Consider the following 12559-nt stretch of genomic DNA (forward strand, 5'->3'; position numbering starts at 1 on the left):
CTGGGGGACGTGGCCGGCTAGGCCGCGGGGCGGCGCGCGCCCGGCGCCCCGCCCCGCGGCCTAGCCGGCCACGTCCCCCAGCCGCTCGCACAGGATCGCGGTGTGTCGTCCCTCCAGGCGGGTGAGCACGAGCGTGACGCGCCCCCGTCCGCGCAACCGCAACCGCTTCCGGAACTGCGCCGGGTCCACGTCGACCCCGCGCTTCTTGATCTCGACGGTCCCGATGTCGTCCGCTGCGAGCCGCGCGGCGAGCTGCTTCACGTCGAGCGGCATCGTGTCGAGCACCCGGAAGCCCTGCGCGAACGGTGTCGTGACGGCCCGGTCCGAGGTGATGTACGCGATGCCGTCGGAGAGCATCCGTCCGTCGAGCGACCGGGCGAGGTCGCCGATGAGCCGCGCACGGATGACCGCCCCGTCCGGCTCGTACAGGTACGCGCCGAGCGCGCCGACCTCGACGTCCGCGGCGTCGGCGTCGCCCGTGAGCTCGGCGATCCCGTGCGCCCCGATGACGGTAGCGGCACGGCGGACACCGGGACGGGCGAGGGGGCCGAACCAGAGGGCGAGCTCGACGACCTCGCGGTCCACGGAGGTCCACTGCGCCTCGGCCGTGTCGGGGATGAGGTCGCGGTCGACGCCCGGCCCGAGCTTCACGCCCGTCGGGGTGGTCGTGGCGGCAGCGAACACGGTGTCGAGCGACGGGGACCAGTCGTCCGGGTCGGCGAGGCGCTTCGTGTTCGCGTGGCCGGAGGTCCGGCGCGCCGGGTCCATCCAGACCCCGTCGACGCGGGACAGGTCGAACGAAGCGGCGTCGCCGAGCTCCACCCGGGCGGAGTCCCAGAGCGAGAGGTTGTGTGTCGCGACGGCCGCGGTGACCTCGTCACGGTCGACCGCGGTGACCTCGAGGTCGAGCGCCGCCATCGCCATCGCGTCCCCGCCGATGCCGCACCCGAGGTCGGCGACCCGGAGGAGCCCAGCGGCGGCGAAGCGTCCGGCGTGCTGGGCGGCGACCTGCAGCCGGGTCGCCTGCTCGAGGCCGGCCTCGGTGAAGAGCATGCGGGAGGCGAAGTCCCCGAACTTCCCACGGGCCTTCTGCCGGAGCCTCGCCTGCGTCAGGACCGCCGCGACGAGGCCCGGATCGTGTCCTTCGGAGCGCAGTCGTGAGACGACCCGGACGATCTCACCACCGTCGGACACGGCCGGGGTACGGTCGAGCAGGGCCATCCCCTCGGGGGTCAGCAACTGGGCGAGATCGGCGGCTTCCACCCGACGATCCTCCCAGGTCGCCGAGAGCCCGGTCGGACGTTGGCACTCGGATTGACCGAGTGCCAACGACGCCCTAGAGTTGGGGCGGTTGGCACTCTCCTGTGCGTAGTGCCAACACGGTTTTCATCTGTACCGAGTCAGTACCGAGAAAGAAGAGGTCACCGTGGCCGTCAGCATCAAGCCGCTCGAGGATCGCATCGTCATCCGCCAGGTCGAGGCGGAGCAGACCACCGCTTCCGGTCTGGTCATCCCGGACACCGCGAAGGAGAAGCCCCAGGAGGGCGAGGTCGTCGCCGTGGGCCCGGGTCGTATCGACGACAACGGCAACCGCGTCCCGCTGGACGTCGCCGTGGGTGACAAGGTCATCTACTCGAAGTACGGCGGCACCGAGGTCAAGTACTCGGGCGAGGACCTCCTCGTCCTCTCGGCGCGCGATGTCCTCGCGGTCATCGTGCACTGAGTCCAGTACACATCGGGAACGCCCCGTTCGGCTCCGGCCGGGCGGGGCGTTCTCGCGTTCCGCGCCGGGTCGGCGGGTCCAGGAGGCGCGGCTCGACCCCGCACCGTCGGTGCCCGTTCCTAGGATGGTTCCGTGAGTGAACCGTCCCCGGCGCGCCCGGCCCGCAGCGAGGCATCCGTCGGCGTCGTGCAGGCGATCATCGCGTACGGGCTGTGGGGACTCATGCCGCTGCTCTTCGCGGCGATGGCCCCCGCCGGCGCGTTCGAGATCGTCGCCTGGCGGATCGTCTTCGGGCTGGTGTTCTGCGCGATCGCGATCGCCGTCACCCGCTCCTGGCTCCGGACCCGCACCCTGATGGCCCAGCGTCGGGTGATGCTCGTGATGGGCCTCGCGGCCGTGCTCATCCTGGTGAACTGGACCGTGTACGTCGCGGCGACGACCACGGGCCACACGGTCGAGGCGGCGCTCGGGTACTTCATCAACCCGCTCGTGACGATCGCGCTCGGTGTCGTGGTGCTCCGCGAACGCCTGCGTCCGCTGCAGTGGACCGCCGTCGGCATCAGCATCGTGGCCGTCGTCGTGATCGCGGTGGGCTACGGACAGATGCCGTGGATCTCCCTCGTGCTGGCGTTCTCGTTCGGCCTGTACGGGCTCGTGAAGAAGCGGGTCGGTGGCACGGTGGACGCCCTGAGCGGCCTGACGATCGAGACCGTGTGGCTGCTGCCGATCGCCGCGGTCGCCCTCGTGGTGCTCGGCGCGACCGGCCTCGGCGGCGGGGTGACGTTCACGAGCGAGGGCTGGGTGCACGTCCTCGTGACGGTGCTGACCGGGCCCGCGACGGCCGTGCCGCTGCTGCTGTTCGCGTCGTCCGCCCGTCGGGTGAGCCTGTCGACGCTCGGGCTGACGCAGTACCTCGCGCCGGTGATGCAGCTGCTCGTCGGGGTCGTCGTGCAGCACGAGCCGATGTCGGGTGCCCGGTGGTTCGGCTTCGGGATCGTCTGGCTCGCCCTGGTCATCCTGACGGCCGACTCGTTCCTGGCCGCTCGGGCATCGCGGCGCCGGGCGGTGGCGCCCACCGCGGCCGAGCCGGTCTGACGGGGCCGAGCCGCGCCTCCAGGGCCCGCGTCCTGTCCGCCTGCCGACCTGCCTGCCGGCCCGCCCGTCGGGCCCCGAGTCTCGGCCCGGCGGACAGTTTCGCGCCGTGTCCGCCACGGAACTGTCCGCGCAGCCGAGTCTCGGCCCGCCGCCGGCGGCCCGCCGCACGCGACAGCGCCCCGCGGCCGGGCCGCGAGGCGCTGTCGATCCGGTGCTGCCGACTACTTCTTGACCGAGCCCTGGATCGCGCTCTGGTAGACGGGCTTGTTGTCGCCGTCGAACTTGTAGATGCCGATGTAGGCGCTCGACGGGTCGTTGTTGTCGTCGAACGGACCGATGCCCGACGGACCCGTGTAGTGGATGTCCTCACCCTTGTCGAGCAGGGCGACGCAGTCCTTGAACGTCGAGCACTCCGTGCCGCCGTCGGCACCGGACACTGCGGCCATGTTGGCCTGGATGGTGCCGGAGTCCGTGCCCTTGCCCTTCACCGCGGCCAGGGCGGCGAGGACGGTGGCGTCGTACGACTCGGCCGCGTACGAGTAGTCGGCGAGGTCCTTGCCCGACGACTTCTTGTAGTAGGCGGAGAGCTGGGCCTTGAACTCGTCCTTCGGCGAGGCACCGGGGATGGTGCCCTGCGCGCCGGTGAGCGTGCCCTTGTCGAAGTCCTTCGAGTAGTCCGCGGTGTTGCCGTCGGACATGTAGATGCTCGACATCTTCGCGTCCTGCGACTTCAGCTCCGGGATGATCGACTTCGTCTCGTCGAAGGCCAGGACGACGATGGCGTCCGGCTTCGTGGCGAGCGCCGCGGTCACCTCGGAGGAGAAGGTCGTCTGGCCGGGCGGGAACTCCTGGCCCTTGCCCTTGCCGCCGTAGACGACGGATCCGCCCGAGTCCTCGATCGCCTTCTGCACGGTGTTGCGGAGGCCGGTGCCGTAGGTGTCGTTGAAGACGAGGAACGCGACCTTGGCGTTGCCGTCACCCGTGACGAGCTGGCCGAGCGCCGAACCCTGCACCGAGTCCGGCGGAGCGGTCCGGTAGTAGTACGACGAGTAGCCGGACAGGTCCGACGCGGTGTTCGCGGGGGAGATCTCCACGATGCAGTTGCTCGTGAGCTGGTCGATGACGTTGAGCGTGACGCTGGAGGACTCGGCGCCGATCGCGACCGGGACCTTCGCGTTCACGAGCTTCGTCGCCGCGGAGCTCGACACCGTCATGTCGTTGCTGTCACCGGAGTCGGTGGCGGGGTCGATGGTGACGTCCTTGTCGAGCACACCGCCGGCGGCGTTGATGTCCTGCACCGCGAGTCCCACACCGGACTCCGCGGGCGGGTTCAGGTAGGCGAGCGAACCGGTGAGCGGGAGGATCGTGCCGATCTTCAGCGCGTCGGTGCCCGGGGTGTCGGGGGCCTTGCAGCTCGCGGCGGGGTCCTTCTTCGCGCCGCCCGACGCGGAGGAGGACGGTGAGGTGCCGCCGCTGGTGGTGGAACAGGCGGCGAGGAGGAGCGCCGCCGCTCCTGCCACTGCCAGTGCCGTGGTGGCACGGGTGGTTCTGATCATCCGTGGAGCCCTTTCTCTGCGCGGAACCTCAGGTCCCGCTGGGGATGTGAGAGAACGTAGGGTCACGGTGTTTCAGCCGCGTGACGGGGCGGTACGCAAAGTGTTTCGTTACCCAGCCGTGACGCGAGGTCTGCGGAAACCCGCGGGTCTCGAGCCGAGTGCCCGGGCGCGGTCGACCGGACCCGCGCAGTCCGGACAGGGACGCCGGCGGCCCGGGTGGGGGCTGGCCGGGGTCAGGCGTCGAGCTCGGCCTGGGACCGGAGGACGCAGAACTCGTTCCCCTCGGGATCGGCGAACACCACCCAGCCGCCGCTCTCCGTGCGTCGGTCGGCCAGTTCGAGCGCGCCGATGCCCCGCAGCCGCACGACCTCTTCGTCGCGGGTCCGGTCGGTCGGCCGCAGGTCGAAGTGGATGCGGTTCTTCACGGCCTTCGCTTCCGGCACCTCGATGAAGAGCACGTGGTGCGACCCGTCGGGAGCGACGATCATGCACTCCTCGTGCCCGGGCGCGTTCGGGTCGTCGGCGACGTCGACGTAGCCGAGGACCTGCTTCCACCACTCTGCGAGCGTGTAGGCGTCACGGCAGTCGATCGAGGTGTGGGACACGGCGCTGACCATGCCGCGACCCTACTGCCGACCGACGACGAACGCCCCCGCTCCGTCCGGGAGCAGGGGCGTTCGAGGATGCTGGTCGGTTCAGCGGCTGTAGTTCGGCGCCTCGACGACCATCTGCACGTCGTGCGGGTGCGACTCCTTGAGCCCGGCCGGGGTGATCCGGACGAACTTGCCGCGGGCCTTGAGCTCCGGGACGGTCCGGCCGCCGACGTAGAACATCGACTGCCGCAGGCCGCCGACGAGCTGGTAGACGACGTTCGCCACCGAGCCGCGGTACGGGACCTGGCCCTCGATGCCCTCGGGCACGAGCTTGTCGTCCGAGGGGACGTCGGCCTGGAAGTAGCGGTCCTTCGAGTACGAGGTCTTCTTGCCACGGGTCTGCAGGGCGCCGAGGGAGCCCATCCCGCGGTAGGCCTTGAACTGCTTGCCGTTGACGAACACCAGGTCACCGGGCGACTCGTCGGTGCCGGCGAGGAGCGAGCCGAGCATCACGGTGTCGGCACCGGCCACGAGGGCCTTCGCGATGTCGCCCGAGTACTGCAGCCCGCCGTCGGCGATGACCGGCACGCCGGCCTCACGCGCGGCGAGGGAGGCCTCGTACACGGCGGTGACCTGCGGGACGCCGACACCCGCGACGACGCGCGTGGTGCAGATCGATCCCGGGCCGACGCCGACCTTGACGGCGTCGACACCCGCGTCGATGAGCGCCTGGGCGCCCTCGCGCGTGGCTGCCTGCCCGCCGATGACGTCCACCGCGGCGAACGCCGGGTCGGCCTTCAGGCGGCGGACCATGTCGAGCACGCCGGCGCTGTGGCCGTTGGCGGTGTCGACGACGAGGACGTCCACGCCGGCCTCGCGCAGCGCGGTCGCGCGCTCCCAGGCGTCGCCGAAGAAGCCGATCGCGGCACCGACGCGCAGGCGTCCGGCGTCGTCCTTCGTGGCGTCCGGGTACTTCTCGCTCTTGTCGAAGTCCTTGACGGTGATGAGACCGCGGAGCTTGCCGTCCTCGTCGACGAGGGGGAGCTTCTCGATCTTGTGCTCGGCGAAGATCGCGACGGCGTCGTCCGGGTCGATGCCGACCGGGGCCGTGATGAGCGGGGCCTTCGTCATGACGTCGCGCACGAGCGTGGTCTGCTGCTCGAACGGCGCCACGAACCGCATGTCGCGGTTGGTGATGATGCCGACGAGGGTGCCGTCACCCTCGACCACCGGCAGGCCGGAGACGCGGAACTGTCCGCAGAGCGCGTCGACCTCGGCCACGGTGGCGTCCGGGCTGGTGGTCACCGGGTTGGTGATCATGCCCGACTCGCTGCGCTTGACCTTGTCGACCGCGGCCGCCTGGTCGGCGATCGACATGTTGCGGTGCAGGATCCCGATGCCGCCCTGTCGGGCCATGGCGATCGCCATGCGGGCCTCGGTCACGGTGTCCATCGCCGCGGAGAGCAGCGGGACGTTGACCGTGATGCGCTTGGTGAGCCGGGACGCGGTCGACGCCTCGCTCGGGATGACGTCGGTGTACCCCGGCAGGAGCATGACGTCGTCGTACGTGAGTCCGATGAATCCGAACGGATCCGGCTGGTCCATGGGTCCCCTTCGTGGGCGAGGTGAAGTGGTCGAGACACCGGGAACGCTGCGGCGGGTTCCGGATAGACCATGGTAACGCGCAGGCGCGCTTCCACATTCCGCCCCGTGGACACCCGTGGGCGGCCAGGAGGCGCGGTGCGGCCCCGTCCCGGGCCCTCCGTCCGGCCTTCCTCCACAACGTCACAGTTGCGGCACGAATCACACAGGGAACGTGATGGAAACACGGGTGTCACACAATCCCCCTAGCGTCCTCGTCATCCGAACGAGAGGCTCTTCCGTGGGATCCATCACTCCGCCGGGACCTGCACTGCTGCGCAGGTTCCGCCTCCGCCCTGGACGAAAGCGACCGGTCATCATGGCCGTCCTCGTGCTCGCGTTCCTGGCGACCTTCCTGATCGACTGGGCGGTGACGCTGCCGGCGATCGGCGCCACCTCGGCCCCGACCGCGAGCGCATCGGCGTCCGCGAGCACCGCACCCGCCAGCACCCAGCCGTGCACGGTCAGCCCGACGAACGGTTGCATCCAGGGCACGATCACCGACTCGGACCGCGAACCGGTCCCGGGCGTCGACGTCGACGTCGCCGGGCCGGGTGGCTTCGCGCAGACCGCGACGACGTCCGACGCCGGGCGCTGGTCGGTGAGCGTGACCGAGGCGGGCAGCTACACCGTGAGCGTCGACCAGGACACGCTGCCCAAGGGCCAGTACCTGACGAACGCGGCGGACGCGAAGCGCACCGTGTCGGCGAGCCTCAACGCGAACGTCGGGCAGATCTTCCAGCTGTCCGACCAGCAGGGCGTCGTCACGAACGACGACGCGACGAGCGTCACGCCCCAGCGCGCCTGGCAGCAGTTCGCGTCCGGCATCCGGCTCGGGCTCCTCATCGCGCTGGCGTCGGTGGGCCTCTCGCTCATCTACGGCACGACCGGCCTGTCGAGCTTCTCGCACGGTGAGCAGGTCACCCTCGGCGGGTTGCTCGCCTACCTCTTCGCGAACCAGCTCGGGTGGAACATCTGGCTGACGGGGGTGGTGGTCACGCTGCTGTGCGCGGCGACCGGATACCTGCAGGACGCCGGCATCTGGCGGCCGTTGCGGCGCAAGCGCATCAGCCTGACGCAGCTCATGATCGTGACGATCGGGTTGTCGATCGCCGCGCAGTACGCGTTCCAGTACTTCTTCGGCGCCTCGACCGTCCGCATCCAGCAGGGCAACCCCGAGACGGTCCGGTTCGCCGGGGTCACGCTCACGGTGCAGTCGTACGTGGCGATGGGCATCGCGCTCGTCGTCCTCGTCGCGACCGGTCTGTTCCTCGCGAAGACGCGCTTCGGCCGCGCGACCCGTGCGGTGTCGGACAACCCGGCACTGGCCAGCGCGTCCGGCATCGACGTCGACCGGGTCATCCGGTTCGTGTGGACGCTCGCCGCCGGCCTCGCGGGGCTCTCCGGCGTGATGCTCGGCCTCGTGCTCAACGGCGTGAACTGGCAGACCGGCCTGCAGCTGCTGCTGCTCATGTTCGCCTCGGTCACGCTCGGTGGCCTCGGGACCGCCTACGGCGCACTCGTCGGCTCGATGATCATCGGCGTCGTCGTGGAGCTCACGAACCTCGTGCTGCCCGGTGACTTCAAGTACGCCACCGCCCTCGTGATCCTCATCCTCATCCTGCTGTTCCGGCCGCAGGGCATCTTCGGCCGCGCCGAGCGGATCGGCTAAGGAGCGCCGCCATGGACTACATCCTCAACCTGCTGTCCTCCCTCACCCAGGAAGCACTCGCCCCGACCACGGCGGCGTTCGCGCTCGCCGCGATCGGCCTCAACGTCCACTTCGGACTCACCGGCCTGGTCAACATGGGCCAGGCGGCGTTCCTGCTGCTCGGCGCCTACGGCTTCGCGATCTCGATCACCAACGGGTTGCCGTTCGTGATGGCCGTCCTGGTCGCGTTGCTCGTGTCGATCGTGTTCGCGATCATCCTCGGCATCCCGACCCTGCGGCTGCGCGGCGACTACCTGGCGATCGTGACGATCTCCGGCGCCGAGATCATCCGCATGGTGGGACGGTCGAGCCTGCTCACCACGACGACCGGCGGCTCGAACGGCATCACCGGGTCGAGCTACCGCGACCCGTTCAACGCCCTCAGCCCGCTCCCCGACGGCACCACCACGATCCTGTGGTTCACGTACTCGAACAACGGCGTCAACGGCTGGTGGATCCGGATCGCGGCGTGGGGGCTCGTCGCCCTGTTCACGCTCGTGCTGTTCCTGCTCATGCGCAGCCCGTGGGGCCGTGTCGTGAAGGCCATCCGCGAGGACGAGGACGCCGTCCGCTCCCTCGGCAAGAACGTCTACTCGTACAAGATGCAGGCGCTCGTGTTCGGCGGTGCGCTCGGGGCCCTGGCCGGGATCATCTACGTCCTGCCGAGTTCGGTGCAACCGGACGCGATGGGCCGCTCGATGACGTTCTTCATCTGGACGGCGCTCATCCTCGGCGGTGCGGCGACGGTGTTCGGACCGGTGCTCGGCGCCGTGCTCTTCTTCGTCGTCCGACTCGCGATCCGCACCCTCGCCGGTGACTTCATCCCGAACTCGATCATGAACGCGCAGCAGGCCGAGCAGTTCTCCTACGTGCTCGTCGGCGTCGCGCTCATGCTCCTCATCGTGTTCCGTCCACAGGGCCTCCTGGGCAACAAGAAGGAGTTGACGTTCAGTGTCTGAGTCGTACGCCCACCCCAAGAACGACCCGATCCTGGTCGTCGACGACGTCACCCGTCGCTTCGGCGGCATGACCGCGGTCGACGTCGACCACCTCGAGGTCCAGCGCGGCTCGATCACCGCCCTCATCGGCCCGAACGGCGCCGGCAAGACGACGTTCTTCAATCTGCTCACCGGGTTCGACAAGCCGAGCCCCGGCGCGACGACCCGGTTCGACGGCAACACCCTGCAGAAGACCAGCGCCACCCACATCGCGAACAAGGGCATGGTCCGCACGTTCCAGCTCACGAAGGCGCTCAGCCGCCTCACCGTGATGCAGAACATGCTCCTCGGCGCCCGCGACCAGCCCGGCGAGAACTTCTTCGTCGGCCTCGTCCCCGCGCTCTGGCGGAAGCGGGAGCGCGAGATCACGGCGAAGGCCGAGGACCTCCTCGCCCGCTTCAAGCTCGACACGAAGGCCGACGACTACGCGGGTTCGCTGTCCGGCGGGCAGCGCAAGCTCCTCGAGATGGCCCGGGCGCTCATGTCCGACCCGACGATGATCATGCTCGACGAGCCGATGGCCGGCGTGAACCCGGCGCTGACCCAGTCGCTGCTCGGGCACATCCAGTCCCTGCGCGACGACGGCATGACCGTGCTCTTCGTCGAGCACGACATGCACATGGTCCGGCACATCTCGGACTGGGTCGTCGTGATGGCCGAGGGCAAGGTCGTCGCCGAGGGCCCGGCCGACACGGTGATGGACGACCGTGCGGTCATCGACGCGTACCTCGGTGCGCACCACGACACCGACCTCGGTGACGACTCGCTCCTCAACGAGGAGACCTACGAGGAACTCGCCGAGGAAGTAGCGGAAGAAGACGAGCAGGAGGCGACCAGATGACCGACGCAAGCGAGCCCACGAACGCGAGCAGCGCCTCCAGTCCGTCGCCGGCGACCGCCGCTCCGGCGGCCACGCTGGAACGCGAGCCCGTGCTCAGCGCGAAGAACCTCGTCGCCGGCTACCTGCCGGGGGTGAACATCCTGAACGGCTGCGACCTCGACTGCTACCCGGGCGAGCTCATCGGGATCATCGGGCCGAACGGTGCCGGCAAGTCGACGCTCCTCAAGGCCCTGTTCGGCCTCGTGTCCATCCGCGAGGGCTCGGTCACCCTGCAGGGCGAGGACATCACCAACCTCAAGGCGAACAAGCTCGTGCAGGCCGGCGTGGGCTTCGTCCCGCAGACGAACAACGTCTTCCCCTCGCTCTCGATCGAGGAGAACCTGCAGATGGGGCTGTACCTGCGGCCCCGGAAGTTCGCCGAGCGGCTCGAGGTCATCTACGACCTGTTCCCCGTCCTCGGCCAGCGGAAGGGCCAGCGTGCCGGATCGCTGTCCGGCGGTGAGCGGCAGTCGGTCGCGATGGCCCGGGCGCTCATGATGGACCCGAAGGTGCTGCTGCTCGACGAACCCTCCGCGGGGCTGTCGCCCGTGCGCCAGGACGAGACGTTCATCCGCACACGCCGGATCAACAAGGCCGGTGTGTCGATCGTCATGGTGGAGCAGAACGCGCGACGCTGTCTGCAGATCTGCGATCGTGGGTACGTGCTCGACCAGGGGAAGAACGCGTACTCGGGCACCGGGAAGGAGCTCGCCGACGACCCGAAGGTCATCGAGCTGTACCTGGGGACGCTCGCCAAGGACGTCGACTCCGCGCGCTGAGCGAGCGGTGTCGACCGTGGGTGCCGCTGTGGGGGCGGTACCCGCACCGAGTGGGGTCGTGCGTGGACGCTCAGCGCCGCACGGCCCCGCTCCTCACGCGGACCGGTGCGCGGCCCACGTCGCGGGGACGGCGCGTCGTCGGCCAGGAGGCGCGACCCGCCCCCGCCGGGTCGCTATCGTCGGTCGCGTGCGGACTCCCGGCCCCCTCGTGCTCGACGCCCTCGTGTGGCTGGTGTTCGCCGTGCTCTTCGTCGGGGCGGCGCTGCTCGTGAAGGTCGCCGCGGCGCTGGTCGGCGTGCTGGTGGTGCTGGCGCTGCTGCTCGGGCTCGTCCTGCGGACGCTCCGCAGGCGCCGCGCACGCCGGACGCGCTGACCTCCGCCGCGCGCCCTGCCCGTCGCGCCCGTGTCACCCGGGGGACACGACCGCTAGGCTTGCCGGGTGAGTGAAGTCGAGATCGGTGCTGGCAAGCGCGGACGTCGGGCGTACGCGTTCGACGACATCGCGGTGGTCCCCTCGCGGCGCACGCGTGACCCGCGTGACGTGAGCGTGCAGTGGTCGATCGACGCGTTCACGTTCGAGTCGCCGATCCTCTCGGCCCCGATGGACTCGGTCGCCTCGCCCGCGACGGTCATCCAGATGGGCCGGCTCGGCATGCTCGGCGTCCTCGACCTCGAGGGCCTCTGGACCCGCTACGAGGACCCGACGCCGTACTTCGACGAGATCAAGGCGCTCACCGACGGCAACGTCACGAAGCGCATGCAGGAGATCTACTCCGAGCCGGTGAAGGCCGAGCTGATCACCGCCCGCCTGGCCGAGATCCGCGCCGCCGGTGTCCCGGTCGCCGGGTCGCTCAGCCCCCAGCGCACGCAGGAGTTCTCGCAGACCGTCGTCGACGCCGGTGTCGACCTGTTCGTCATCCGCGGCACGACGGTCTCGGCCGAGCACGTCTCGCAGAACACCGAGCCGCTCAACCTCAAGAAGTTCATCTACGAGCTCGACGTCCCGGTGATCGTGGGCGGCGCCTCGACCTACACGGCGGCCCTGCACCTCATGCGCACCGGTGCCGCTGGTGTGCTCGTCGGCTTCGGCGGCGGTGCGGCATCGACCACGCGGGCCGCCCTCGGCATCCACGCCCCGATGGCCACGGCCGTCGCGGACATCGCCGGCGCTCGCCGTGACTACATGGACGAGTCCGGCGGCCGCTACGTGCACGTCATCGCCGACGGCGGGCTCGACACCGCCGGCGACGTCGTCAAGGCCATCGCGATGGGCGCCGACGCCGTGATGCTCGGCACCGCACTGGCCCGCGCGACCGAGGCCCCCGGCGGTGGGTTCCACTGGGGTGCCGAGGCGCACCACCCGGAGCTGCCGCGCGGCCGCCGGGTCGAGGTCGGCACGATCGCCCCGCTCGAGAACGTCCTGAACGGCCCCACCCCGACGTGGGACGGCCGCGCGAACATCGTCGGCGCCCTGCGTCGATCGATGGCCACCACCGGATACTCCGACGTCAAGGAGTTCCAGCGAGTAGAAGTGGTCGTGGCGCCGTACCACCGGAACTGACGGTGGCACCCGCACTCCGGCG

Annotated in this window: 12 protein-coding genes; 8 read left to right on the forward strand and 4 right to left on the reverse strand. The window is 70.1% G+C overall.

From position 1 onward, the window contains the following. Positions 1–60: 60 nt before the first annotated feature. Positions 61–1263 (reverse strand): SAM-dependent methyltransferase, encoded by a 1203-nt coding sequence (locus JSX79_RS03850; protein ID WP_229085215.1) that lies wholly within the window; start codon positions 1261–1263, stop codon positions 61–63. Between the two features lie 163 nt (positions 1264–1426). On the opposite strand from JSX79_RS03850, the gene groES reads away from it, so the two are divergent. Together groES and rarD are read left to right on the forward strand one after the other, a co-directional pair. Further along, positions 1427–1723 carry a co-chaperone GroES gene (groES, locus tag JSX79_RS03855; protein ID WP_017885484.1) on the forward strand — a complete coding sequence of 99 codons (297 nt, stop codon included), beginning with the start codon at positions 1427–1429 and terminating at the stop codon, positions 1721–1723. A 132-nt stretch (positions 1724–1855) separates the two neighbouring features. After that, positions 1856–2818, forward strand: a complete 963-nt coding sequence (gene rarD / locus JSX79_RS03860) for an EamA family transporter RarD (RefSeq protein WP_229085216.1) — start codon at positions 1856–1858, stop codon at positions 2816–2818. 221 nt (positions 2819–3039) lie between these two features. On the opposite strand, the gene JSX79_RS03865 is transcribed toward rarD, so the two are convergent. The 3 genes from JSX79_RS03865 to guaB form a co-directional block, all read right to left on the reverse strand. Continuing rightward, positions 3040–4374 carry an ABC transporter substrate-binding protein gene (locus JSX79_RS03865; RefSeq protein WP_229085217.1) on the reverse strand — a complete coding sequence of 445 codons (1335 nt, stop codon included), beginning with the start codon at positions 4372–4374 and terminating at the stop codon, positions 3040–3042. Between the two features lie 233 nt (positions 4375–4607). Further along, a complete protein-coding gene (locus JSX79_RS03870; protein WP_229085218.1) occupies positions 4608–4991 on the reverse strand; it encodes a VOC family protein in 384 nt (127 codons plus the stop codon). A gap of 78 nt (positions 4992–5069) precedes the next feature. Beyond that, the gene (guaB, locus tag JSX79_RS03875) at positions 5070–6572 is read right to left on the reverse strand and encodes an IMP dehydrogenase (protein WP_070417711.1); all 1503 of its coding nucleotides are present in this window, start codon (positions 6570–6572) and stop codon (positions 5070–5072) included. 355 nt (positions 6573–6927) lie between these two features. Between guaB and JSX79_RS03880 the strand changes: the two genes are divergently transcribed. The 6 genes from JSX79_RS03880 to JSX79_RS03905 all read left to right on the forward strand — a co-directional run bounded on the left by JSX79_RS03880 (position 6928) and on the right by JSX79_RS03905 (position 12537). After that, a complete protein-coding gene (locus JSX79_RS03880; RefSeq protein ID WP_071294793.1) occupies positions 6928–8280 on the forward strand; it encodes a branched-chain amino acid ABC transporter permease in 1353 nt (450 codons plus the stop codon). Positions 8281–8291: 11 nt separating this feature from the next. Then, positions 8292–9278: a branched-chain amino acid ABC transporter permease gene (locus tag JSX79_RS03885; protein ID WP_070417713.1), complete on the forward strand. Its 987-nt coding sequence runs from the start codon at positions 8292–8294 to the stop codon at positions 9276–9278. Continuing rightward, complete coding sequence (locus JSX79_RS03890) at positions 9271–10158, forward strand: ABC transporter ATP-binding protein (RefSeq protein ID WP_070417714.1); 888 nt, start codon at positions 9271–9273, stop codon at positions 10156–10158. Before JSX79_RS03885 ends, JSX79_RS03890 begins: the two co-directional genes overlap by 8 nt. Next, on the forward strand, positions 10155–10976 hold the full coding sequence (locus JSX79_RS03895; RefSeq protein WP_070417715.1) for an ABC transporter ATP-binding protein: 822 nt from the start codon (positions 10155–10157) through the stop codon (positions 10974–10976). Before JSX79_RS03890 ends, JSX79_RS03895 begins: the two co-directional genes overlap by 4 nt. A gap of 187 nt (positions 10977–11163) precedes the next feature. Next, a complete protein-coding gene (locus tag JSX79_RS03900; protein WP_139199221.1) occupies positions 11164–11349 on the forward strand; it encodes a hypothetical protein in 186 nt (61 codons plus the stop codon). A 66-nt stretch (positions 11350–11415) separates the two neighbouring features. Next, complete coding sequence (locus JSX79_RS03905) at positions 11416–12537, forward strand: GuaB3 family IMP dehydrogenase-related protein (RefSeq protein WP_071294790.1); 1122 nt, start codon at positions 11416–11418, stop codon at positions 12535–12537. Positions 12538–12559 lie beyond the last annotated feature (22 nt).

Source organism: Curtobacterium sp. GD1, assembly GCF_020882855.1.
In the GTDB taxonomy this organism is placed as follows: domain Bacteria; phylum Actinomycetota; class Actinomycetes; order Actinomycetales; family Microbacteriaceae; genus Curtobacterium.

Bases quoted from the DNA above. Each gene is read 5' to 3' on its own strand.
- JSX79_RS03865 (WP_229085217.1), bottom strand. From the start codon at position 4,374: ATGATCAGAACCACCCGTGCCACCACGGCACTGGCAGTGGCAGGAGCG.
- JSX79_RS03870 (WP_229085218.1), bottom strand. From the start codon at position 4,991: ATGGTCAGCGCCGTGTCCCACACCTCGATCGACTGCCGTGACGCCTAC.
- guaB (WP_070417711.1), bottom strand. From the start codon at position 6,572: ATGGACCAGCCGGATCCGTTCGGATTCATCGGACTCACGTACGACGAC.
- JSX79_RS03880 (WP_071294793.1), top strand. From the start codon at position 6,928: ATGGCCGTCCTCGTGCTCGCGTTCCTGGCGACCTTCCTGATCGACTGG.
- JSX79_RS03885 (WP_070417713.1), top strand. From the start codon at position 8,292: ATGGACTACATCCTCAACCTGCTGTCCTCCCTCACCCAGGAAGCACTC.
- JSX79_RS03895 (WP_070417715.1), top strand. From the start codon at position 10,155: ATGACCGACGCAAGCGAGCCCACGAACGCGAGCAGCGCCTCCAGTCCG.